The 23,450-nt window shown below is 67.6% G+C and carries 23 protein-coding genes and 1 pseudogene; 13 read left to right on the top strand and 11 right to left on the bottom strand.

What is annotated here, in order from left to right; genetic code table 11:
- Nucleotides 1–94: 94 nt before the first annotated feature.
- The 7 genes from NO931_RS02245 to ggt all read left to right on the top strand — a co-directional run bounded on the left by NO931_RS02245 (nucleotide 95) and on the right by ggt (nucleotide 7,837).
- Nucleotides 95–886: an alpha/beta fold hydrolase gene (locus NO931_RS02245; protein ID WP_256390994.1), complete on the top strand. Its 792-nt coding sequence runs from the start codon at nucleotides 95–97 to the stop codon at nucleotides 884–886.
- A gap of 123 nt (nucleotides 887–1,009) precedes the next feature.
- The gene (locus tag NO931_RS02240; RefSeq protein WP_256390993.1) at nucleotides 1,010–1,240 is read left to right on the top strand and encodes a hypothetical protein; all 231 of its coding nucleotides are present in this window, start codon (nucleotides 1,010–1,012) and stop codon (nucleotides 1,238–1,240) included.
- 228 nt (nucleotides 1,241–1,468) lie between these two features.
- Complete coding sequence (locus NO931_RS02235) at nucleotides 1,469–2,542, top strand: PstS family phosphate ABC transporter substrate-binding protein (RefSeq protein WP_256390992.1); 1,074 nt, start codon at nucleotides 1,469–1,471, stop codon at nucleotides 2,540–2,542.
- Nucleotides 2,543–2,572: 30 nt separating this feature from the next.
- Nucleotides 2,573–3,649, top strand: a complete 1,077-nt coding sequence (gene pstC / locus NO931_RS02230; RefSeq protein WP_375142017.1) for a phosphate ABC transporter permease subunit PstC — start codon at nucleotides 2,573–2,575, stop codon at nucleotides 3,647–3,649.
- Nucleotides 3,646–5,199, top strand: a complete 1,554-nt coding sequence (pstA, locus tag NO931_RS02225; RefSeq protein ID WP_256390991.1) for a phosphate ABC transporter permease PstA — start codon at nucleotides 3,646–3,648, stop codon at nucleotides 5,197–5,199. The genes pstC and pstA overlap by 4 nt, the downstream gene beginning before the upstream one ends.
- Nucleotides 5,196–6,134 (top strand): phosphate ABC transporter ATP-binding protein PstB, encoded by a 939-nt coding sequence (pstB, locus tag NO931_RS02220; RefSeq protein WP_256390990.1) that lies wholly within the window; start codon nucleotides 5,196–5,198, stop codon nucleotides 6,132–6,134. Before pstA ends, pstB begins: the two co-directional genes overlap by 4 nt.
- Nucleotides 6,135–6,205: 71 nt before the next feature.
- Nucleotides 6,206–7,837 carry a gamma-glutamyltransferase gene (ggt, locus tag NO931_RS02215; protein ID WP_256390989.1) on the top strand — a complete coding sequence of 544 codons (1,632 nt, stop codon included), beginning with the start codon at nucleotides 6,206–6,208 and terminating at the stop codon, nucleotides 7,835–7,837.
- Between the two features lie 12 nt (nucleotides 7,838–7,849).
- Here ggt and NO931_RS02210 read toward each other — a convergent pair whose 3' ends face one another.
- From NO931_RS02210 to NO931_RS02200, 3 genes are all read right to left on the bottom strand, one after another.
- On the bottom strand, nucleotides 7,850–7,987 hold the full coding sequence (locus tag NO931_RS02210; RefSeq protein WP_256390988.1) for a hypothetical protein: 138 nt from the start codon (nucleotides 7,985–7,987) through the stop codon (nucleotides 7,850–7,852).
- 97 nt (nucleotides 7,988–8,084) lie between these two features.
- Nucleotides 8,085–9,050: an alpha/beta fold hydrolase gene (locus NO931_RS02205; protein WP_256390987.1), complete on the bottom strand. Its 966-nt coding sequence runs from the start codon at nucleotides 9,048–9,050 to the stop codon at nucleotides 8,085–8,087.
- Nucleotides 9,047–9,478, bottom strand: a complete 432-nt coding sequence (locus tag NO931_RS02200; protein WP_256390986.1) for a hypothetical protein — start codon at nucleotides 9,476–9,478, stop codon at nucleotides 9,047–9,049. The genes NO931_RS02205 and NO931_RS02200 overlap by 4 nt, the downstream gene beginning before the upstream one ends.
- 232 nt (nucleotides 9,479–9,710) lie before the next feature.
- Here NO931_RS02200 and pyrB point away from each other — a divergent pair, with 232 nt between their 5' ends.
- The 3 genes from pyrB (at nucleotide 9,711) to NO931_RS02185 (ending at nucleotide 14,017) form a co-directional block, all read left to right on the top strand.
- On the top strand, nucleotides 9,711–10,640 hold the full coding sequence (gene pyrB / locus NO931_RS02195; RefSeq protein ID WP_256390985.1) for an aspartate carbamoyltransferase: 930 nt from the start codon (nucleotides 9,711–9,713) through the stop codon (nucleotides 10,638–10,640).
- Nucleotides 10,637–11,095: an aspartate carbamoyltransferase regulatory subunit gene (pyrI, locus tag NO931_RS02190; RefSeq protein WP_256390984.1), complete on the top strand. Its 459-nt coding sequence runs from the start codon at nucleotides 10,637–10,639 to the stop codon at nucleotides 11,093–11,095. The genes pyrB and pyrI overlap by 4 nt, the downstream gene beginning before the upstream one ends.
- Before the next feature lie 249 nt (nucleotides 11,096–11,344).
- Nucleotides 11,345–14,017: an alpha-amylase family glycosyl hydrolase gene (locus tag NO931_RS02185; protein WP_256390983.1), complete on the top strand. Its 2,673-nt coding sequence runs from the start codon at nucleotides 11,345–11,347 to the stop codon at nucleotides 14,015–14,017.
- Nucleotides 14,018–14,074: 57 nt separating this feature from the next.
- Here the strand turns inward: NO931_RS02185 and NO931_RS02180 are convergent.
- The 5 genes and pseudogenes from NO931_RS02180 to rpl7ae all read right to left on the bottom strand — a co-directional run.
- A pseudogene (locus NO931_RS02180) lies at nucleotides 14,075–15,031 on the bottom strand (formate/nitrite transporter family protein); the annotation flags it as partial.
- A gap of 154 nt (nucleotides 15,032–15,185) precedes the next feature.
- On the bottom strand, nucleotides 15,186–15,650 hold the full coding sequence (ndk, locus tag NO931_RS02175; RefSeq protein ID WP_256390981.1) for a nucleoside-diphosphate kinase: 465 nt from the start codon (nucleotides 15,648–15,650) through the stop codon (nucleotides 15,186–15,188).
- Nucleotides 15,647–15,970, bottom strand: a complete 324-nt coding sequence (locus NO931_RS02170) for a 50S ribosomal protein L24e (RefSeq protein WP_256390980.1) — start codon at nucleotides 15,968–15,970, stop codon at nucleotides 15,647–15,649. Before NO931_RS02170 ends, ndk begins: the two co-directional genes overlap by 4 nt.
- Nucleotides 15,971–15,972: 2 nt before the next feature.
- On the bottom strand, nucleotides 15,973–16,197 hold the full coding sequence (locus NO931_RS02165; protein ID WP_097007461.1) for a 30S ribosomal protein S28e: 225 nt from the start codon (nucleotides 16,195–16,197) through the stop codon (nucleotides 15,973–15,975).
- A gap of 9 nt (nucleotides 16,198–16,206) precedes the next feature.
- On the bottom strand, nucleotides 16,207–16,569 hold the full coding sequence (gene rpl7ae, locus NO931_RS02160) for a 50S ribosomal protein L7Ae (RefSeq protein ID WP_256390979.1): 363 nt from the start codon (nucleotides 16,567–16,569) through the stop codon (nucleotides 16,207–16,209).
- Nucleotides 16,570–16,830: 261 nt separating this feature from the next.
- On the opposite strand from rpl7ae, the gene tmcA reads away from it, so the two are divergent.
- Nucleotides 16,831–19,209: a tRNA(Met) cytidine acetyltransferase TmcA gene (gene tmcA, locus NO931_RS02155; protein ID WP_375142027.1), complete on the top strand. Its 2,379-nt coding sequence runs from the start codon at nucleotides 16,831–16,833 to the stop codon at nucleotides 19,207–19,209.
- Between the two features lie 9 nt (nucleotides 19,210–19,218).
- On the opposite strand, the gene NO931_RS02150 is transcribed toward tmcA, so the two are convergent.
- Nucleotides 19,219–19,944, bottom strand: coding sequence for an SDR family NAD(P)-dependent oxidoreductase (locus NO931_RS02150; RefSeq protein WP_256390977.1), 726 nt, complete (start codon nucleotides 19,942–19,944; stop codon nucleotides 19,219–19,221).
- A gap of 113 nt (nucleotides 19,945–20,057) precedes the next feature.
- On the opposite strand from NO931_RS02150, the gene NO931_RS02145 reads away from it, so the two are divergent.
- Both NO931_RS02145 and NO931_RS02140 read left to right on the top strand, forming a co-directional pair.
- Entirely contained in the window at nucleotides 20,058–20,537 is a 480-nt protein-coding gene (locus tag NO931_RS02145) for a DUF456 domain-containing protein (protein ID WP_256390976.1), read from the top strand.
- 54 nt (nucleotides 20,538–20,591) lie between these two features.
- Entirely contained in the window at nucleotides 20,592–20,807 is a 216-nt protein-coding gene (locus NO931_RS02140; RefSeq protein WP_256390975.1) for a hypothetical protein, read from the top strand.
- 65 nt (nucleotides 20,808–20,872) lie between these two features.
- On the opposite strand, the gene NO931_RS02135 is transcribed toward NO931_RS02140, so the two are convergent.
- Nucleotides 20,873–21,703, bottom strand: a complete 831-nt coding sequence (locus NO931_RS02135; RefSeq protein WP_256390974.1) for an ABC transporter ATP-binding protein — start codon at nucleotides 21,701–21,703, stop codon at nucleotides 20,873–20,875.
- 10 nt (nucleotides 21,704–21,713) lie between these two features.
- Nucleotides 21,714–23,354, bottom strand: coding sequence for a hypothetical protein (locus NO931_RS02130; protein ID WP_256390973.1), 1,641 nt, complete (start codon nucleotides 23,352–23,354; stop codon nucleotides 21,714–21,716).
- Nucleotides 23,355–23,450: the final 96 nt, after the last annotated feature.

The raw sequence follows: 23,450 nt of genomic DNA, 5'->3' as shown, positions 1-23,450 counted from the left end.
GTTCACACCGGAAACGCGCAGGGTAGTACCGACGGCGAACTCCGTCGAGCGCGCATCGCGGGGGTTTATGTCCGCTACGATCCAACGTATCTTTATGAACGAGGTCACCCAGCACGGTCGATCGACGGCGTACCGTCGGTTCGACCGGGACGCCGAGGGACCGACGCTGCTGTTCGTCCACGGGAGCGGCGGGTCGAGCGCGGTCTGGAAGAGCCAGGCCAGGCTGGCCGACGAGTATCCCGTCGTCGCGATGGATCTGAGCGGCCACGGCGACTCCGAGGACATCGACGCCGACCCCGGCTATTCGACGCTGTCAGTGTACGCCGACGACGTCATCGCGGTCGCGCGCGAGGTCGACGCCGAGGTGCTGGTCGGTAACTCGCTGGGCGGCGCCGTGTTGCTCCACGTCGCGCTCGAACGCGATTACGAGCCCGACGCGCTCGTGCTGGCGGGCACCGGCGCCAGACTCTCGGTGCTCGATGACCTGCTCGACTGGCTCGACGACGACTTCGAGCGGGCCGTCGAGTTTCTCCACGGCCCGGATCGACTCTTTCACGACCCGGACGAGGAACTTCGCGAGGCATCGAGCGCGATGTTCCGCGCGACCGGGCAGGACGTCGTTCGGCGGGATTTCCGAACCGTCCACGAGTTCGACGTTCGGGGCGAGCTTGATCGCGTCGACGCCCCGGCGCTCGCGGTCTGTGGCGCCGAAGACCAGTTGACGCCGCCGTGGTTCCACGAGTACCTCGCCGAGAATCTCCCCGACGCCGCCTACGCCGCGATCGAGGACGCCGCACACATGGCGATGCTCGAACGCCCCGGCGCGTTCAACCGCGTGCTGACGCGGTTCGTCGAAGGGCTGGAGGACAACGGGACGATCGAGTAAGATCGCTCGATCCGAGCGAACGACGGCAGCGACCCCGTCGGTCACCGAGACGCGACGCCGATCGCAAGCGGAGATTCGACGCCGACCGCAAGCATTTCGTATACTTTTTCGGAACAGTCGTGTATGTCCACCGACCCGTACGTCCGGTCGATACGCGATATTCTGCTCGTGGTCGTGATCCAGCTGGGGATGTGTCTCTTCCTCCTCGCCGAAATCGCGAGCGCGGTCAACGACTACGGGACGTCTTTCGGATCGCTCGCCGTGCTCGTCGGTGCCCTGACGGCGGGCGGAGCGTTGCTGGTTCTGGGGTGGGGGCCGGAGCCGGGGTCCGACGCCGACGCGCCGTCGGAGTAGCGTCGGCGCCACGACGAAGTGACTCGACCCACCGAGCGACGAACCGCGACGAACGACACACGACATAGCTTTTCTGTCACTACCCGTGGGCGGTGCGATCGCAGACGAGTTGCCGGAATCCGGTGACGAAGACCAGTCCGTACCGGTACATAGCGGTACGCGGTACTCCGTCGCCGAATATATAAAAATTATAACACTACTTGTAGGGGCAGCGGGTTTCTTCACTCGATGGCACCCAACCGATCCGACTCCGACCGGTCGAACTCCTCCCGACGAACGTTCCTCGCCACGACTGGCGTCGCCGCGAGCGCGGCGCTCGTCGGCTGCCTCGGACAGGGCGAAGAGGGAAGCGGCGGTACGGGACCGCTGACCGCCGACGGCTCCTCGACGGTGTACCCGATCACGTCCGACGGCGCGTCGGTGTGGAACTCTAATCCGCCCGCCGACGACGAGGAGTACTGGGGCCCCAGTCAGTACGGCATCGACACGGACAAGCCGATGGCCGATTACTGGGCCGGCCTCTACGGCTTCGAGGCCAACGACGACGGCACGCCGCCGCTTCAGGTCAACGTCGGCCTCAGCCACTCCGGTACGGGTATCGAGAAGGTCGCGAACGGACAGGTCGACATCGGCGACGCCAGTTCGAACGTGGCCAGCGAGCTGCCCGACGCCAGCGAGGAAGAACTCGAGAAGTACACCGACCACGTCGTCGGCCGCGACGGCCAGCCGGTCGTCGTCAGCAAGGAGATCTACGACGCGGGCGTGACTGAACTCAACGGCGACCAGGTCCGTGGCATCTACACCGGCGAGATCACCGAGTGGTCCCAGATCGACAAGTACGACGGGCCCGACAAGGAGATTCAGGCGGTCGGCCGCGCGGTCGGCTCCGGTACCGACACGGCGTTCCGCGCCAACATGCTCGGCGACCCCGAGGCAGAGATGGAAGTCGACGTCCGGCAGGGCCAGAATCAGCAGGTCCAGACGACCGTCGCCAACTCCGACAACGCCATCGCGTACATGGCGCTGGCGTTCGTCGACGAAAATCGCGTCCCGGCGATTTCGCTGACACTGGAGGGCACGACGTACACGCTGGGCGAGAACCTCGGTTCTGAGGATTACCCGCTCTCGCGTGACCTCCACTGCTACACCTACGAGGGTACCAGCGAGAAGGAGGCTGCGTTCCTCCGCATGTTGCTCAGTGAGTACGGACAGCAGAACTTCGTCGCGCCGAACAACTACTTCAAGATCCCGCCCGCAGAGCGCGAGGAGCAGCGCTCGAAGCTGCCCGAGCCGTCGAACTGAGCCGCGTCGCCGTTCAATCACCGATATTTTATGTCAATATCAGGACCACACCAACAACTGAAAGATCGATTCGGGGTCGAGACGGCCGACGACAGCGTCGTCGCAGCGGCCGCCGCTGGAGGACTGTGCCTCGTCGCCACTGCGGGGATGTTCCTGCTCGGCTCGCAACTTACCGCGATTCCGCTCGCGGGGTTCCTGTTCACCGTCGGGTACGGCCTGTTCGTCCATCAGGCCCAGACTGCGAAGGCGCTGAGCTTCCTCGCGACGATCGCGACCGGAGCCGTGCTCGCGCTGATCTCGGTCTACCTGATCATCGAGGCGCTCCCGGCGATACGCGAGATGGGTCTCGGAATGTTCACCAAGGCGTCCGAACCGATGTGGCGAACCCGCGGCGAGGAAGTGTACTCCCTCGTGCCGATGATGTGGGGCACGCTCGTGACGACGATTCTGGCGATGCTGATCGCCGGGCCGCTCGGCGTCGCGGGCGCGCTGTTCATCAGCGAGATCGCGCCCGACGCCGTCCGCGAGATCGTCAAGCCCGCCGTCGAGACGCTCGCAGGTATTCCATCGATCGTCTACGGGTTCATCGGCTTCACGATCCTCAACGACTACATGATGGCGAACATGGACCTGCCGACGTCGGGCAGCTTGGTCATCGTCGGGCTCGTGGTCGGACTGATGGCGCTCCCGACGGTCGTCTCCGTCGCGGAAGACGCCATCTCCAGCGTCCCCGAGTCGATGAAAAGCGGCTCGCTCGCGCTCGGCACGACCGACTGGCAGACGATCAAGAGCATCACGATCCCGACGGCGTTCTCGGGCGTCTCCGCCGCGGTGCTGCTCGGCGTCGGTCGCGCGGTCGGGGAGACGATGGCGGCGACCGTGATTCTGGGCCACGCCCAACGTCTCCCAGAGCCGCTGTACGACGTCTTCGGTAACACCGAGACGCTGACCAGTCTCATCGCGAGCCAGTACGGCGTCGCGAGCAGCACGCACATGAGCGCGCTGTTCGCCGCCGGGGTCGTGCTGTTCGTCAGCGTGACGGCGCTCTCGATCGCATCGCAGTACGTCGAAAACCGCATGCAACACCAGTTGCAGGGTGACTCATGAGCGGCGAAGCCGATACTCGAACCGCCGCGCCCGCTCTCGGCGCGTTCGACCGCGTCGCGCTGGGCATCGTCGGCCTCTCGATCGTGACGTTCCTGCTCGGCTGGACGACGCTGTTCGAGCGCACGGCCCCCGACACCGCCGTCGCGGGCCTCTCGCTGTTCACGCTCTTCGGCGCAGTGTTCCTGTTGGCGGGTGCCGGACTGGTCGGCGCCGGGCTCGCGTCGTACGTCGGCGTCTTCGAGACCACCGCCGACCAGTACACCGGGATCGGAACCGGCGTCGGGTTCGGCGTTCTCGGGTTCGCGGTCGGCGGGCTGGTGACGACGATCGCCTTCGGCGTCGGCGCGACCGGCAGCGTCGCGGCGGGGATCGGCCTCGCGCTCGTGACCGTTGCAGTGGTCGCCGTCCTTCCCGAAGACCTCGGTACGACCCTCCCGGTCGGGCTGCTCTCGCTGGCCTGGGGCGCGCTGCTGGTCGCGGGCATCGTCGACGCGAGCTGGTTCTGGAACCCGCCGTCGCTGGAGGCGACGTTCCACGCGCCGATCGTCGTTCCGCTGGTAACGATCGCGCTCAGTCTGCTCGTCGCCTGGAGCGGCGCGATCGTCGCGGAAGGGTTCGGCAGTCAGGGCCGCCAGAACGGCGCGTACCTGCTAATCGGGCTGAACGCCTTCGGCATGATCGCGGTGCTGCTGTTGCTGATCCTTTTCGTGGTGCGCAAGGGGCTGCCGAAGCTTCTGGAGGGCGCGCAGTTCGGTCCCGGACTGAGCATCTCCGTTCCGTTCATCACGAACGGCGTCTCGCTGAGCCAGCAGTTCAACGGCATCTTCCCGGCGATCGTCGGCACGGTCTGGCTGGTGATCGGCGCCGTCCTGTTCGCGGTTCCGATGGGGATCGGCGCCGCCGTGTTCCTCACCGAGTACGCCGAGCAGGGCCGGTTCACGGCAGTCGTCGAGACCGCCACCAACGCGCTCTGGAGCACGCCCAGCATCGTCTACGGCCTGTTCGGCTACGCGTTCCTGGTTCCCCGGTTCGGCAACAGCAACTCGCTGCTGGCCGGGATGTTCGTGCTCGGGTTCATGCTGCTCCCGCTGGTCGTGATCACGAGCCGGGAATCGATCAAGAGCGTCCCCGACGAGTACCGCGACGCCAGCGCCGCGCTCGGCGTCAACCAGTGGCAGACGATTCGCAGCGTCGTCCTGCCCGCGGCCATGCCGGGCGTGATCACCGGCGTCATCCTCGGCGTCGGCCGGATCGCCGGCGAAACGGCGCCGATTCTACTCGTGACGAGCGGTCAGCCGTTCCCGTCGCGCGCGCCCAGCGTGCTCGGCTCGTTCCGGTTCGTCGCGACGCCGCCGTTCGTCCAGAACGAGGCGCTGCTGCAGGCGTCCAGCGCGCTTCCCTACCAGCTTTACGCCGTCATCACGGCCGGCGTCGGACAGGAAGAAGCGTTCGGGTGGGGGACCGCCCTCGTGCTGCTGATGGTGGTGCTCGGCTTCTACGCGATCGGCATCGCCTCGCGGATCTACTTCAGGAGGAAACTACACCAATGAGTGAACAATCGACGACATCGACGCAGGTGGAACAGCCGACGGACGACTTCGGGAGCGGCGACCCCGCCGCGAACACGCACACGGTCGACGCCGAAACCGACGAACAGCTCGACGAGTCGTGGGTCGAGTACGAGTTCGAGGACGACGCCGCGATCTCGGTTTCGGATCTGGACGTCTACTACGGCGACGACCACGCGATCGACGGCATCTCGATGGAGATCCCCGAGGAGAGCGTGACCGCGCTGATCGGGCCGTCGGGCTGCGGGAAGTCGACGTTCCTCCGGTGTCTCAACCGGATGAACGACCGCATCGACAGCGCCCGCGTGGAAGGCACCGTCGAGGTCGGCGAGGAGAACATCTACGAGGGCGACACCGATCTGGTGAAGCTTCGGAAGCGCGTCGGGATGGTGTTTCAGAGTCCGAACCCGTTCCCGAAGTCGGTGCGGGACAACATCGCCTACGGCCCGCGGAAACACGGCGACCTGAACACCGGCCTGCTCGGGCGGCTGCTCGGCAACGACGACCGGCAGCGCGAGGACGAACTCGTCGAGCGCTGTCTGCGACAGGCGGCCCTGTGGGACGAGGTCAACGATCGACTCGACGACAACGCGCTCGGCCTCTCGGGCGGACAGCAACAGCGCCTCTGCATCGCGCGCTGTCTCGCCGTCGATCCCGACGTGATCCTGATGGACGAGCCCGCGAGCGCGCTCGACCCCGTCGCGACGGCGAAGATCGAGGATTTGATCGAGGAACTCGCCGAGGAGTACACCGTCGTCGTCGTCACGCACAACATGCAGCAGGCCGCGCGGATCAGCGACCAGACCGCGGTGTTTCTCACCGGCGGCCAGCTCGTCGAGTACGACCGGACCGACAAGATCTTCGAGAACCCCGAGAGCGACCGGGTCGAGGACTACGTCACCGGGAAGTTCGGATAACACCGCCGCGTCGCCGCCGCGTCGCCGTCGCCGCCGAAGGATTTTCCTGCCGTCCGCGCGGGCACGGAGGTATGCCGGACGCCGACCCCGATCTCGACCGCTTTACTTCCCGCCGGTCGACCGTCTACGCCCCGAACGGAATCGTCGCGACGAGCCAGCCCCTCGCAGCGGAAGCCGGAATCGAACTGCTCCGCTCGGGCGGCAACGCGTTCGACGCCGCCGTCGCGACCGCCGCCGCGCTCAACGTCGTCGAACCGACCAGCACCGGACTCGGCGGCGACGTGTTCGCCCTCTACCGGACCGCCGACGGCGACGTCGGCGCGATGCGAAGCTGCGGCGGCGCGCCCGCCGACGCGACGCTCGAACGCGTCCGCGACGCCGTCGCGGAGAATCGGGACGCCGACCCCGAGGACGTGACGATGCCCGAAACCGGCCCGCACACGGTCACGGTTCCGGGAACGGCGCGGGGGTGGGAAGCCACCGTCGAGGAGCTCGGGCGGCGTTCGCTGGCCGACGCGCTCGCACCCGCGATCCGGTACGCGACCGACGGCTACCCGGTCTCGGAGGTGATCGCGGACGCGTGGCGTCACGGCGAGGAGCTGTTCGAGGACCCGAACGCTCGCGAGGCGTACCTCGTCGACGCCGAGCGCGCGCCCCGCGTGGGCGAGACGGTGCGATTGCCGGCGCTCGGCGAGACGATGGAGCGGATCGCCGAGTCGGGGGCCGACGTCGTCTACGAGGGCGAAATCGGCGAACAGATCGTCGACGCGGTGCGGTCGAAGGGCGGGTTCCTCTCAGAATCGGACCTCGCAGCGTTCGACCCCGAGTTCCTCGATCCCGTCAGCGCGACGTACCGCGGGACCGAGGTGTACGAGCTGCCGCCGAACAATCAGGGGCTGATCGCGCTGGAAGCCCTGAAGATCGCCGAGGAGCTGGGGGCGGGCGACGAGCCGTACGACTCACCCGAGCGCGTCCACAAGTTCGCCGAGGCGGCGAAGCTCGCGTTCCACGACGGCCACCGGTACGTCACCGACCCGGAGTACGAATCGATCCCGCCGCTGCTCGACGACGACTACGTCCGCGAGCGCGCCGGCGCGGTCGGCCGCGAGGCGATCGACGACGTGGACGTGGGAGCGCCCCGCGGCGCCGGCGAGGACGCCGACACGGTTCTGCTGACCGTCGCCGACGACGAGGGCAACGTCGTGTCCTACATCAACTCCCGGTTCGCGGGCTTTGGCAGCGGCATCGTCGCGGGCGACACCGGCATCGCGCTCCAGAACCGCGGCTGGTCGTTCTCGCTCGACCCCGACCATCCCAACCGGCTCGAACCGGGCAAGCGGCCGTTCCACACGCTGATCCCCGCAATCGCGCGGTTCGACGCCGACGACTGGGCCGCATTCGGCGTCATGGGCGGGTACATGCAGCCCCAGGGCCACGTCCAGGTGCTGTCTAATCTCGTCGACTACGGCATGCCGCTCCAGCGCGCGCTCGACGAACCGCGCTGGCGCTACCGCGAGGAGGGACGACTCGCGGTCGAGGGACGGTTCGACGGCAACCTCGCGACGAAGTTAGTGCGCAGGGGTCACGACGTATCCGTCCTGGAACCGGCGAAGTTCGGCGGCGCCCAGATCGTCCGGAACCGCGAGGGGACGCTCTCGGGCGCGACCGAGCCGCGTAAGGACGGCACCGTCAGCGGCTTCTGAACGCCGATCGCCTCAGGCCTGCCACGCCCGGTGCATCGTCGTGTCCGACCGGATCCAGGCGTCGTCGTTTTCGGCGTCGTAGATCTCGATGTCGCCGCTCTCGGTCTCGCGGCCCTGGTACCTGCCCGGCCCGTCCGATCGTTCTGCCATGCTGTCTCACAGAGTAAGCTGATGCTATATGAGAGTAACGGCAGATCGGACGCCGGAAATCTGACACTGACCGACAAAAAAGAGACCCCGATCGCCGTCAGTCGGCTTCTTCGGACACTGCGCCGGCTTTGACCTTCTCGACCTCGACGCCGACGTCCTCGGGCGTGATGGTGTCGGGCAGCGCCTCGTCGCGCTCGCCGGTCACGTCCGCGAGGATCTCCTTGAGGTAGGCGTTGAACAGCGTCGGATTCTCGCTCATCGGGAAGTGGCCGATGTCGGCCATCTCCATCGCCGTCGCGCCCTCGCCGACGCCCTCGGCGATGTCGCGGGCGTCTTCGGGCGTCGTCAGGTAGTCGTACTCGCCGTTGATCGCGTACAGCGGCGTCTCGCTCGCGTCGATATCACCGAGCTTGTCGCGGTAGTCGTGGTCGACCGAGTAGTAGTACAGGTCGCCCTTGAACACGCCGTTGGCGCCCTGCTCGTAGTGGTACATCGTCTCCCTGCGGGCGTGTTCGGGCCCCTGGGGCGCCATCAGCCCCCAGCAGGAGTAGGCGTTGACCTCGGTCGTGTTGACCTCCGGGTGGTCGAGCCAGTCGATGTAGAAGCCGGGACTGTGCGCGCCGGCCTCCAGTCCGATGATCGCGCGGAACCGCTCGGGGTACCAGTCGGCCAGCTCCAGCGAGACGTTCCCGCCCATCGAACAGCCCATGTAGATCGGGTCCTCGAGTTCGAGCGCGTCGGCGATGGCGACGATCCGCTCGGCGAACTCCTCGCCGGTCATCGAGTAGTCCTCCTCCCACCACTCCTGGCTCGTCGGCGGCGCCGACTTGCCGTGATACGGGAGATCGTAGGCGATCACGCGGAACTCGTCGGTGATCTCCTCGTCGCGGAGCACCTCGCGCCACTCCTGGTTGTTACAGCCCGCGGTGTGCTGGCACAGCAGCGGGATGCCGTCCTCCGGGCCGTTCTCCTCGAAGTACACCCGGTGCTCGACGCCCCCGACGTCGACGGTGACGTAGCGACCGGTGACCTCGTCGACGGCGTCGATGTCTGCGGCGCTCATGAGCCACCTCCGTCGTTGTGGGCCTCGCGCATCAGATCCAGCGCGCGCTGGAACGCCCGCAGGTTCTGGAAGATCTTCTTGTTGTCGCCCGTCAGTTCGAGGCGATTCTCCTCGTTCCGGACCGCGGCCCGGTAGTTCGAGGCGATGATCTCGTGGTTGAACGCCGGCGGCGTCTCGGCGACGAACTCCTCCCAGGTCTCGCGGTCGCCCTCGACGCCGAACTCCCAGCGGTTGTTCAGCGCCGGGCTCGGGACGACTTCGTCGATCTTGCCGCCGTCCATCTCGATCAGGAACCGCTCGTCGCCGATGTCGACGTAGAAGTTGGTGTCGAACTTGTCGTGGCCCCGCACCTCCATCTCGGGGTCCTCGTTAACCGTCTCCTTGTACTGTTCCCACCAGCCGTGGCTTGCGAACTCGGTCGTTGACACGTAGTATCACGCCCGTTCGGGCTCGCTGTGGTACCACCACGCTCCGGATAAACCGGGTCGATAGTTCGTCCGTTCCCGGCACCGGTACCGCGCGCGTACCGCGGGTAAGGTCGGAGTGTCGACGGTTAACGGCGGACTGGCTGGCGGTCGACCCCCACTGGCGAGTCCGACTGCGAGCACGGATCGGACTCAATGGGGAGATTCAAGAGGGACCGGCGACGCCAAGCTAACAATGCGGCACGAGCACCTCGTCACTGCGAAACAGCTGTCCCGGGACGACGTCGAGGCGGTTCTCGACCGCGCGGCAGAGATCGCCGCGAACCCGGCGGCCGTCCGGGAGCGCCACGCGGACAAGCTGCTCGGTCTGCTCTTTTTCGAGCCGAGCACGCGAACGAAGATGAGCTTCGAGACGGCGATCAAGCGCCTCGGCGGCGACGTCGTCGACATGGGGTCGGTCGACTCCTCGAGCGTCAAGAAAGGCGAGAGCCTCGCGGACACCGTCCGCGTGATCGAGGGGTACGCCGACGCGCTGGTGCTGCGCCACCCCCAAGAGGGATCGGCCCGGATGGCCAGCGAGTTCGTCGACGTCCCGCTGGTCAACGCGGGCGACGGCGCCGGCCACCACCCGACCCAGACGCTGCTGGACCTGTACACGATGCGCGAGGCCGCCGACGGGCTGGACGACCTGACCGTCGGCATCATGGGCGACCTGAAGTACGGCCGGACGGTCCACTCGCTGGCGAACGTGCTGACGAACTTCGACGCCCGCCAGCACTTCGTCAGCCCGGAGAGCCTCAAGCTCCCGCGAAGCGTCCGCTACGACCTCCACGAGGCCGGCGCGAAAGTGCGGCAACACACAGATCTGGAGACGATCCTCCCCGAACTCGACGTGCTCTACGTCACGCGGATCCAGCGCGAGCGGTTCCCCGACGAGAACGAGTACCGGGCCATCGCGGGCGAGTATCAGATCGACGCCGACACGCTGGAACAGGCGTCCGACGACCTCGTCGTGATGCACCCGCTGCCCCGCGTCGACGAGATCGCCCCCGAGATCGACGAGACCGACTACGCCCACTACTTCGAGCAGGCGCACAACGGCGTCCCGGTGCGGATGGCGCTGCTGGACATGCTTCTGGAGAACGCACGGGGTGACGAGGAATGAGCGAACACGAGCTGCGCGTCAGCAAGATCCGCAACGGCACCGTGATCGACCACGTCCCCGGCGGGCAGGCGCTGAACGTGCTCGCGATTCTCGGCATCGACGGCTCGGGCGGCGAGGAGGTCAGCGTCGGCATGAACGTTCCCAGCGACCGACTCGGCCGCAAGGACATCGTCAAGGTCGAGGGCCGCGAACTCAGTCAGGGCGAAGTCGACGTGCTCTCGCTGATCGCGCCCGACGCGACGATCAACATCGTCGACGAGTACGACGTCGTCGACAAGCGCCGACTCGACCGCCCCGAGTTCGTCGAGGGGATCCTCTCGTGTCCGAACCGCAACTGCATCACGACCGACGACGAGCCCGTCGACTCGAAGTTCGAGGTGCTCGACGACGAAGTTCGGTGCGTCTACTGCGAGACGATCATCCGCGAGGAGCTGGCGGCACACATCGACAGCTGACCCTCCGACGCGACGCCCGTTCGGGTCCGTCCCCCGATATTCCTACACGATTTTATCTAATTTTTCTAGACTGTAAGCGTGTATTACAAGTGTGAAGAACTATCTCGTAACACGTATCGTGCTAGCGAAATCCGATCTGCGGTCGTTTGTTGACGGCTCCCGAGTATGCTCCCCGTTCGTCGGTGCTGACGCCGACGACGCCCCCCGCTCCGGCGCTTCGGAGCGGACCGAACGGGGGTCGGTGGCCGCGTGAGTTCGGACGACGACGGTCCCGACGGCGGAGTTCGACGCCGGTCGTTCCTCGGCGGCCTCGCCGGCCTCGGGGCGCTCTCGCTGGCTGCGGGCGAGCGTTCCGCCGTCGGAATCGAAGCTGCCGACGGCCACGCGGGCGAGACGAGCGCCGGGCCGCCCCGGTTCACGAACGCGGGCGGCGGAATGGCCGCGCTCGACGACCCGCTCGGGACCGACGCCGACCATCCCGCGGCGGCCAAGTACAACTGGTCCGACGACACCGGAACCGAATCCTACCCTCGCGACGGGCTCGCACCGTGGAATCCGAACCCCGACGCCGACTACGAGTGGTCGGTAGTCGACAGTCCGTCCGGTAGCTCCGATCCGCTCGGCGTGTACGAAGACGCCGTCGCCGAGCCCGACGGCAGCGTCGTGAGCTTCGAGGCCGAGGTGCCCGGCACCTACCGGCTGGAGCTGACCGAACGCGCGCCCGACGGCGAGACATCGACCTACGAGAAGACGATCCGAGTGTTCCCGGAACCCTCGGTCGATCCCAACTACCCCCAAGAGCAGACGCGTCCGCGGATCCGGCTCGACGGCGAGTACGACGTCGACGCCGGAGCGGTCGTCGTCGACGCCGACGTCGCGGCGAACCCCGACAACCTCGTCGCGGCGTCGCAGCTCGACGTCGAGTTCCTCGTCGACGACCGGTCGTCGATCGACGGCATCGACGAGGACTGGATCGTCCGCGAGCCCCGCGACGGCGGCCGATACGAGGTCGCGCGGCGCCTCGAAATTCCCGAGAGCGAGCTGGACGCCGACGACGAACAGCTCTCGGTGTACGGTGTCGCCTACGAGCATCCGGATCACACGGCCTCCGACGACGGCGAACCGTACCACGCGCCGAGCGTCGCCGATCAGGTCCGGGTCGACTACGAGAGCGGCTCGGCGACGGTGAGCCGGGCGAACGAGCCGCCCGAGTGGCTGTCGAACGCGACAATCTACGAGATTTTCACCCGTCGGTTCGCGGGCGGTCCCGAGGATCAGACGACGTTCGGCAAGCTCGAAGAGCGCGTCAAGCACCTGTCGGAGCTGGGCGTCGACGCGCTGTGGATGACGCCGATCCACCCGGCCTTCGCGACCGACGAGCGCAGCGACGGGTTCGTCCACGGGTACAACATCACCGATCACGGCACCGTCGATCCCGGGCTGGGGACGATGGCGGAGTTCGAGTCGTTCGTCGAGACGTGCCACGAGAACGATATCCGGGTCGTGTTCGACCTCGTGCTCAACCACACCGCCGACGGCGAGCATCCCAACCACGACGAGGCCGCAGACTGGTACCGCTGGCAGGCCCAAGGCGAGGTCGGCGACTACTACGGCTGGGGCGACCTCGCGAACCTCAACTACAACAACACCGCCGTGCGCCGGTGGGCGCTCGACGTGGTCGATCAGTGGGCCGGCATCGTCGACGGCTTCCGCTGCGACGTCGCCTGGGGCGTCCAGCACAGCATGTGGAAGGAACTCTCCGAGCGCGTCCGGCGCGAGCACTCGACGTACGACGGCGAGCGCATGCTCATGCTCGACGAGTCGTTGCCGCCGGACCCGCGCTACGACGAGGCCGAGTTCAACCTCGACTACGGACGGGACGCCTCCTACGCGTTCCGGAACCAGATGGTCTCCGGGGACGCTCCCTGGTGGGGCGACGGCGGCACGATCGCCGACCTCGCGACGATCGACGAGAACCGGAACGGCAACGGCTTCCCCGAGCACGCCCGGTTCCTGCAGTTCATCGAGAACCACGACGAGTCCCGGACGATCGTCGACGTCATGGAGACCCGCGGGGTCGACTACGAGACCGCCAAGTCGATCCAGAAAGCCGGCGGCGCGGCGACGTTTACGCTCCCCGGCGTCCCGCTGCTGTACTACGGCCAGGAGTCGGGAATGCGAACACCACCGGGCGAGCTCGACTACATCAGCCACTACATCGAGAACGCTCGGGGCTACATGAACTGGCCCGACCGCACAAACCCCGAGGAGGGCGAGTGGGACCAGGAACTCGTCGACTTCTACGCGAGCCTGATCGAGACCCACGACCTGCCCGCGCTGGCCGCCGACGCCGCGATCGACCCGGTCGAGCACGAGAGCGACGACGACCGGGCGTTCGCGTTCGTCCGATCGATCGACCCGTCCGACGACGACCCCGATCCCGGACAGCGCGTGTACGTGTTCCTCAACTTCGCCCCCGAACCCGCGACGGTGTCGGTCGAAGGCGACCTGAGCGCCGCGGAGTACGTCGGCGAGGCGGGAACGAGCGTCGACGCGACCGACGCCGGCATCGAGGCCACCGTCGAGAGCGTCGCGGTCGTCGACGCCGTCGAGACGATCGACCCCGCAGACGCTCGCGATCCGACCGAGGAGCAACCCGACGACGGTCGGGACGACAGCGACGGCGGCCAGAGCGATGACAGCGACGGCCTGCAGGACGGCGACGACGCCGATGGCGGGAGTGGTTCGAACGGGAGCGGCGCTGACGGCACCGACGAGGACGACGGCACAAACAGTTCGGAGACGGACGATTCGAGTAGTGACGACGGCCTGCCCGGCTTCGGCGTCGGAACCGGGCTGCTCGGCGCGGTCGGCGGCGCCGGTCTCGCAGCAAAACGGCTCGTCGAGGACGACGAGGAGTAAGACCCCGTCAGTGCGGCGTCAGTCGTCGCTTTTTTGCGGATTCGCGCTCTCCGGGTCCCCGTGTTCCGGCTCGTTCGCCGGCACGTACGAGCGTCCGACGAACCCGCCCAACAGCCACTCGCGGACGCCGAGCTGTCGCTTCGGACCGCTCTCGCGGGCAGTTTCGAGGCGGCGCTCGGTCGTCTGGAAGTAGTTGACGACGGTGACCAGCAGGACGCCGCCGAGCGTGTTGCCCAGCAGAACGGGCAGCACGAACCCAGTGAGGCCGGGCCACAGCGCGGCCTGGCCCTGGATCACGAGATACAGCATCTCGGTGAACGAGACGACGACGTGGAATAAGTTCCCGAACGGGACCGCCAGAAAGGCGATGTAGACGAGCGCGAGCCGGGAGATCGTGTCCCGCGCGGAGAAGTCGAGCCAGACGACGCCCGCGACGATCAGCCCGGCGAAGCCGGCCTTGAAGAACAGGTCCCAGAACGGCGTCTCAATCCCCTTCATCGCGATCGACGTGGCCGCCGCGGCGCCGCCGCTGGACAGCACGCCGGTTTCGGCCAGCACGAGCGCGCCCAGCCCGCCGCCGACGAAGTTGCCGATCAGGACGATCGTCCAGACGCGAAACAGCGCCGGGAAGCTCGCGAGCCGTTCGAGCACGAGCACGACCGGCGGGAGCGTGTTCTCGGTGTAGAGCTGGTAGCCGCCGAGGATGATGTAGATGAATCCGAGCGGGTACAGCAGCGCGCTCAGGATCGGGTTGCCGCCGGTCTCGGCGTACAGCGAGGCGTACAGCAGGAACGTGATCGTGATCGCGAAGCCGGCGGCGAGCCCGCTGAAGAACAGCTCGCGCGGACGCGTGCCAATCTCCTCGTCGGCCGCGACGATGATCCGTTGAAATATCTCGTGGGTCTCGAACCGGTCGCGGACGACAGCCCCGGCGGCCGGCGCCCCGTGACGCGACCGCTCGACGGCGTCCCGGATCGACTCGTCGGCGTCGTCGGGCTCCTTCGCATCGCTCATGGACGGGCGCAATCCTTCCTCGGCCAAAACAGATTCCCTTTCGCGCGGGTCGGGCGACGAGCGCGGCGAGCGACGAGAATCCACTGCGTCGTGACGCCGACGCGAAGACGGCAGTCGCTGTCGACGCTGCGTTACGAAAGAGAAACCGACGGCGCTACTCGTAGAGCCAGCTCGCGTCGTGCTGGTCGTACTCGACGAGTTCGTCGTCGTCGAAGAACAGCTCGATCTCGCGTTCGTTCGCGCCCTCGTCCTCGTGGTCGGCGGCGTGAACGACGTTCCGGCCGAGATCCAGCGCGTAGTCGCCCCGGATCGTGCCGGGTGCGGCCTCCGCGGGATCGGTCGCGCCGATCATCTGGCGGACCTGCCGGGTGGCGTCCTCGCCCTCCCAGACCATCGGGACGACGGGACCGGACGTGATGAACTCGACGAGGTCGTCGAAGAACGGCTTGTCCTCGTGCTCGCCGTAGTGCTCTTCGGCGTGCTCGCGGTCGAGCACTTCGAGCTTCATGCCGACGAGCTTCAGGCCGCGCTCCTCGAACCGGGAGATGATCTCGCCGGCGAGCCCGCGCTGGAACGCGTCGGGCTTGACCATCACGAAGGTTCGTTCGCGCTCGCTCATTCTTCGTCGTCCTCGGACTCGGCGTCCTCGTCAGCCTCGGTGTCGGACTCCGAGTCCTCCTCGGCCTCGACGCCTTGCTCTGCGTCCTGTTCGTCCTCGGCTTCCTCGGCGGCTTCGGCCTCGGCGTCCGCGGCGCGGCGCTCGCGGCTTCCGCCGGACTCGGTCCACTCGACGTCGCGAGGTTCGCGACCGAGGTCGGCGTTCTTCTCGCACTTACTGGAGCAGTAGTGGATCGTCTGGCCGCTCGTTCGGACGAGCATCGTGCCCGTTCCCGGGGGGATGTCGCCGCCGCAGTAGTCACATTCTCTCGTCTGGGGCATCGTCACTGACCTCCGATGGAGTCGGCTTCGCGTGCGGTCTCGCGGAGCTGGAGGACGTCGCCCTCTCGGACGGGGCCCAGAACGTTCCGCGTGATGATGCGGCCCTGGTTTTCGCCCTCCCGGATGCGGCACTTGACCTGCATGGCCTCGCCGTGCATCCCGGTCTTGCCCACGATCTCGATCACTTCGGCGGGCGTGGATCCGCTTTCAGACTCTTCTGCGCTCATGGGAGATCTCTACTGAAGGTCCTCGACCTTGTTGGCGATCTCCTCGACGTCGTCGGACGCCTCGCCGGCGTCGACGATCGCCGCGGCGGCGCTACCGACTTCCAGCCCGGCAGCGTGACCCACGTCGTCCTGGGTCTCGATGAAGACGACCGGAATACCCTTCTCGTCGGCGAGCTCGGGCAGGTGCATCACGATCTCCTCGGGCTGGACGTCCTCGGCGACGTAGACGAGCTCGGCGTTGCCGCGCTCGACCGCCTTGGTCGTCTCGTTGGTTCCTTTCTTCACGCTTCCTGTATCTCGGGCGACTTCCAGGGTGTCAACGGCGTCGTCCTGGAGGTCGGCTGGGACGTCGAAGTCTACGTATACTGGCATGTGTTGGATCACCTCCCGCGCGTGGGCTCGCGCTCCCCTGCCGTCCGGACGGCGTGTTGGGCCGTCCGCTCCGACCGCCGCGACGGCGGCCGGCGACTGTCCTGTGTGGCTAGGAGCATCATCAACCCCGCGCAGGCTGTAACCTTTCGTTGCACACCACCCCATAAAAGCGCTTTCAAACGCGAGAGGCCGTGGGAGGGCGACACACGCCGGGCAGCGCCGCTCCGCCGTCGCGCCACGACCACGCGCCGAGGACAAGAGATTACTTCGCCACCCGACAACGGACCGACAGTGACTACTCCCGCCGTCGCCGCCGCGCTTCGCGAGGAGGCCGCCGCGCTCGACGAGCGCCGCCTGCTGGTGCTCGCGGGCGACCGAGACCGCTGTTACGACGCCGCAGCCGAATCGCTCGACGCCGCGGACGTCAACCGCGGCGCGACGACGCTGCTGGGTCCCGACGACCGCCTGGGCTGCGAGCAGGTCGAGCAGCGCCGCGCGATCGAACTGCTCGGAACCACTCGCGACGCAGTCGCGATCGACTGCCACGACGCGCTGCGACCGAACGCGGTCGGTCGGGTAGTCGGCGCGGTCGACGGCGGCGGCCTGCTCGTCCTGCTCGCGCCGCCGCTGGACGAGTGGCCCGAGCGCCGCGACGGCTTCGACGAGAGCCTTGCCGTCCCGCCGTTCGCGGTCGACGACGTGACGGGGCACTTCAGGCGACGGTTTGTCGAGACGCTGCGCGCCCACCGCGGCGTCGCGATCGTCGACGTCGACGCCGGCACCGTCGAGGACGACGGGCTCACCGATCCGGCTCCCCGACTCGTCGGGCGGGACGCCGAAGCGACCGCGGCGTCGGCCGCCGGAGGCCCGTTCCCGGCCGAAGCGTACGAAGCGTGCCTGACCGGCGATCAGGCCGACGCCCTGAGCGCGCTGGCGGCGCTCGGGACTGCCGGGGACGACCGGTGCGAAGGAGATGTCGGTGACGAACAGGCAGTCGTCATCGAGGCCGACCGGGGCCGGGGAAAGTCCAGCGCGGCGGGGCTGGCCGCCGGGAGCCTCGTCGCCGACGGCGCCGACGTGCTCGTGACCGCGGCGGAGTTCCGTGGCGCCCGCGAACTCTTCGCGCGCGCCGACGAGCTGCTGGCCGAACTGGACGCGAACGGCCGGAACGACGCCGACACAGCGGCGTCGAACGGTCGAGACGTTCCGCGTCGGATCGACCGCCCCGGGGGAGGTTCGCTAACCTTCGCGGAGCCGACCGACGCCGTCGAGCGAGTCGGCGAGGCCGACGCGGTGATCGTCGACGAGGCCGCCGCGCTGCCGGTCCGCCTGCTCGAAGGCTTTCTCGACGCCGATCGCGTCGCCTTCGCGACGACCGTCCACGGCTACGAGGGCGCGGGCCGGGGGTTCTCGGTTCGGTTCCGCGATCGACTCGGCGAGAGCCGCCACGAGGTGACCGACGCGACGCTCGCCGAGCCGATCCGCTACGCGGCTGGCGATCCGGTGGAAGTCTGGGCGTTCGACGCCCTGCTGCTGGACGCCCGCCCGCCGGTCGAGCAACTGGTCGCCGACGCCGATCCCGAGACCGCCGAACGGCGTCGGCTCGACGCCGACGATCTGCTGGCCGACCCGACCCTGCTGCGCGAGACGTTCGGCCTGCTCGTGCTCGCTCACTACCGCACCGAGCCGAACGACCTCGCACGGCTACTGGACGCGCCGAATCTCGCCGTCGAGGCGCTGCTCGTCGACGGTCACGTCGTCTCGGTCGCGCTGCTGGCCCGCGAGGGCGGCCTGCCGGCGGCCCTGCGCGCCGACATGTACGACGGCGAGCGCGTGCGCGGGAACATGCTGCCCGACGTGCTGACGACGCAGCTCCGCGACGAGGACGCCGCGGCGCCCGCCGGCTGGCGCGTCCTCCGGATCGCCACGCATCACGCCGCGCGCTCGCGCGGGCTGGGCTCCGAACTCCTCTCGGCCGTCCGCGAGCGGGCGAGCGCGGCCGACGGCGCGGGCCTCGACTGGGTCGGCGTCGGCTACGGCGCCACGCCGGAGCTCCTCGATTTCTGGGCATCGAACGGCTTCGCGACGCTACACCTCTCGACGACGCGCAACGACGCCAGCGGCGAGTACTCGGCGATCATGCTCGATCCGCTGACCGACGCCGGCCGCGATCTGCGAGATCGGACCGCGGCGCGGTTCGCGCGCCGGATCCCTTCGGTGCTCTCGGATCGGTTGGCCGATCTCGATCCCGACGTCGTGCGGGCTGCGCTGCGAGCTGTCGACGCCGACCCCGAGCTGGAGCTGACCGACTGGGAGTGGCGCGTCGTCGTCGGGTCGTCCTACGGGCCGGGACTGTTCGACGTCTCGCCGCGGCCGTTCAGACGGCTCGCCGCGGCGTACTTCCTCGACTCGGATTCGCGCTCCGACGGCGACGCCGGGGAACGGCGTCTCGACGACCGTCAGGAACGCCTGCTCGTCCTGCGCGTTCTGCAGGCCCGCGACTGGGAGACGGTCGAGGAACGCCTCGGCTTCCACTCGTCGGGCCAGTGCATGCGCGCGGTCGGCGCCGCGTTCCGGCCGCTCGTCGATCGATACGGCGGCGACGTGGCGCTGGCCGAGCGCGAGCGGTACCGGGAGTAGCGACGGCGCTCAGGCGAAGATCCGCTTGCGGACGAACTCCGGCATCGCGCGGATGAGCCACGATACGAGCCGCCAGCGCCGCGTGACGTAGGCGTGCGAGCGCTCTTTCTCGATCGCTCGCCGGATCTGCGCGGCGGCGGTCTCGGGCGAACACATCCAGAACAGGTTCTCGCCCATCGCCATCTCGGTGTCGACGAAGCCGGGCTCGATCGTCGTCACGGTTATTTCACCCGCACCGTTCGCAGCGTTGTACCGCAACCCCTCCAGGTAGTTCGAGACGAACGCCTTCGAGGCGCTGTAGGCCGGCGCGCCGCCGTTGCCGAAGCGCGAAGCGACCGAGGAGATGCCGACGAGATGGCCGCCGCCCCGTTCGCGGAAGTACTCCATCGACGCCGTCGCGAGGGCGGCGAACCCGCGGACGTTCACGTCGATCGTATCTCGCTCGGGCTCCCACTCGGCGTCCCGGTTCTCGTACCCGACGCCGGCGCTGAGCACGACGAGGTCGACGCCGCCCATCGCCTCGGCGAGTTCTCGGAACCCCGCTCGCGCGTCCTCGGCGTCGGTCACGTCCATCGCGGCGACGTAGGCGTGCGTCGACAACTCGCCGCCGATCTGTTCGAGCAACTCGGTGCGCCGAGCCGCGAGGCCGACGTCGTAGCCCGCCTCCGCGAGTTCGTGCGCGAGCGCTCGGCCGATCCCCGACGACGCGCCGACGATCACGGCGTTTTTCGTCATACCACGGGATTGCGAGGGTCGGCCCCTAATCGTTGCGCTCGTTGTCGGGCGCTGGTCGCTCTCGGACGGCTGTGAGGCCAATTCCTATACGGTTCCCGCACATTCCGTCGGGTATGGTAGACGTCGCGTTGCTGGTCGCCGTCGCGCTGCTGATCGTCGGCGTCGTCGGAAGCATCGTTCCGCTCGCGCCCGGCCCGCCGGTCTCGGTCGTGGCGGTGCTGGGCTACTGGGCCTACAGCGGCTTCTCGGAACCCAGTGCGTTCACCGTGGTCGGCCTGGTGCTCGTCGGCGTCGTCGCGTTCTCGGCGGACTTCCTCGCGAGCGCCGTCTCGGCCAAGGCCGGCGGCGCGTCGTGGGGCGTCTCTGCGATCGCGAGCGTCGTCGGGATCGCACTGCTGCTGGTCACGGGCCCGCTCGGGATGATTCTGGGCGTCGCCGTCGCCGTATTCCTGCTCGAACTGCGGCGCCACCAGGACGTCCGCCGCGGGCTGCGCACCGCGGCGGCGACGACGATCGGCATCCTCGGCGGGACGGCCGTCCAGGCGCTGTTGACCTTCGGGATGCTGATCGGGTTCGTGCTCGCGGTGACGTAACGGCGATAGTGGATCGTCCGAACCGTTATACATCGAACCGATCTACAGCGAGGTATGTCGACCGATGGATCGGAGTCGAACGGAGGCCTGTACGGCCGCCTCCCGTTCGGCGTGAAACTCGGATTTGCAGTGATCGCTTTGGTCTACGGCGCGGCGATACTGACCGACACGATCGAGGACCCGATTCCATCGGACGTGTGGGCGGTCGTGTACTTCGCGGTAGCTGGTGGACTCCTCCTCCGCGCGGTGCGTCTGCACAGGCAGTCGTGAGTAACCGAGTAGGCAGCCGTGAGTGACTCGCTGTGATCGAATCCCGGAACGGGAGGCCGGATTCCCTATGCGGAGTCTGCGGAGGATTCCGCTTCGGAGTGCGCGTTCTCGGTCGTGACATCCAAGAACACGTCTTCTAGCGTCCCGTCGTCGCCTGTTTCCATGCGGTCTTTGAGTTCGGTGGGCGAACCTTCCGCGACGAGTCGACCGTCGTAGAGGATGCCGATCTCCGTGGCGATGTCTTCGACGACAGGAAGGATGTGTGTCGAGAGGAAGACGGTGGTGTCGCGGGCCGCGAGGTCGGTGATCGTCTCCCGAACCGTTCGAGCGGCGCGTGGATCGAGCCCGGACGTCGGCTCGTCGAGGAAAACCACGTCGGGGTCGTGCATAATCGCCTGTATCAAGCCGGTCTTCTGTCGCATTCCTTTCGAGTACGTTGCGATCCGCTGATCGGCCGCGTCGGCCAGATCGAATCGGTTGAGCAGGCCTTCGATCCGGTCCTCGATCGCGGCCGGAGTCATGTCGCGCAACCCGCCGTGGTATTCGAGTTGTTCGCGGGCGGTGAACTCCTCGTGGAGCGGCGGTGACTCGGGCAAGTACCCGATGTGTTCGATGAGGGCCTCGCGGTCGGTGACCGACACTCCGGCGACGCGTCCGAAGCCGTTCGTCGGTGGCAGTAACGCCGTTAGCATCCGCACCGTGGTCGTCTTCCCCGCGCCGTTCGGACCGAGAAACCCGTACACGGACCCGCGTTCGACCGTGAGATCGAGGCCGTTGACCGCCGTCGTCTCGCCGTACTCCTTCGTCAGCGTTTCCGTGCTAATCGCCGGTCGATCACGCCTTCCGGTATCGGTCTCGTACTCGTTCGCCGTCGGTGTGTTCGCGCTGTCGGTCATCGTTCCGTAGTCACCCGATCTGGTAGTCCCGAAATCGCCGTACAGCCGTTCTGAATGCCGCCCTCGTGACGGCGCCGACGAGGAGAATAGTGAGAAAGAGAGAGCCGATCTGAACGGCGAGGGCAGGCACGCCACGCGCTGCGACGGACTCGTAGACGGACGGAGCGTTTCCGAGGAAAGCCGGCACACTGGCGAGCACCACGATGGCGAAGACCGATCCGAGTCGCAGGAACGGACTCAGCCCGTGTTCCGCGAACACCGGAACGTCAGTGAAGAAAAACGGTGTGGGAACGAACTCGTGGCGATCGACACCGAGACCGACCGCGAGTGCGACCGATGCGGTACAGGTCGACACCGCAACGCCGACCAGAGTGATCGCGATCGTCTGTACGGCCCCGACGACGCTCCCGAGTCCGAGCGGGACGACGACGAGCACGACGAGCGGCGTACCGACGACGGTCGCGGCCAGCACCAGACCGCCGACGAACTGCCGCCCGTCGACTGTCGTGAACAGCATCGGCAAGGTTCGGTACTCCGTTCCGAGCGGTGCAGACGCGAAGGCGATGCCGGCCGTAAGTCCAAGGCCGATCGAGAACAACAACAGGAGGCCGTTGGGCCCCGCGCCGCCGAGAGCGACCGCCGGGAATCCGATCACGCCGACGAGAAGTAGTACGTATCCGATCGACAGCAGGCCACGCGGGACGCGGCGCTCCATCAGCCAACGCTCCCTGGCAATAGTGAGTACGGGCCGAGAGACGTACTCCCCGAGAAGACGCTCTATCCAGCCCTCGCTAATCAGCGAGTGAGAGCCGTCGATTCCGGTCGAACTGACTGGATCGCTCTCCCACACCCTGCGAGCGAGGGCCGTAGTCCCGGCCGCGAGGAACGGGAGCGAGACGACGAGGAGTCCCAGTGCACCCGCCGCGTACCGAACCGACCCGACCGAGTACTCGAGGCTTCCGGCGAGCGCCAGGTCGACGAACCACGCCAGCGGAAACGCGCCGAACGCCGCGACCAGCGGGGCAATCGAGGGGGACAGTTCCTCGAGAATGTTGACGCCGACAATGAGCGGTATCCAGCCGAACACGACGAGGAGGTCCCTGTAGAAGCCGACGCGCGCGAGTCGGAGTGCGACGAGACGAATCGTGAGCCTGCCGATGGTTCCGAGTGCGGCGGCGAGCGTCGCCAGGCCCGCAACCGCCACGACGACCGTGACCGCGACGACCGGCGATCGGAGCCCGACCGCGATACCGACGGCGACGCCGAGTGTCGGCACGGCGAGGGTGGCGAGCAGTCGCGCGTAGACGAATCCCAGAAGTCCCAGCGCGGCCGTCCGTTCGGGGACGGTCGTCAACAGCAGGTCCGGGTTCAGCCGCTCGATCCGAACCTGTGTGTACTGTGAGCTTCGCCACGCGAGCCAGACGAACGCGAGACTCGCGAGGAGGCTCAGTTCGCCGTCGGGGAGAGGCTGGCCCGCAGCGAGATCGCGTCCCAGTGAGCGGCCGAGCCAGCCGAGGCCGACGGCGAGTGCGATGAGGACTACAAGGAGGACGGGTCGGCCGGTCAGCGGACTTCCGAATTCACGATGCTGGCGCGTCCACTCGACCCGTGCGATCTCTGCCCCCTGCCGAAGCCACGTTCGAACGTTCATCGTACTGGTCGAATCCGTATCCGCCGTGGGAGCCAGGACCGTCCGTTCACGGTGATGTCAGTGTATTTACACCGTTCATCCTATAATAGTCTCACG

It is taken from the genome of Natronoarchaeum rubrum (genome assembly GCF_024494695.1).
The sequence above is the reverse complement of the archived record's forward strand: the minus strand, read 5'-3'. Positions and strand labels throughout refer to the sequence as shown.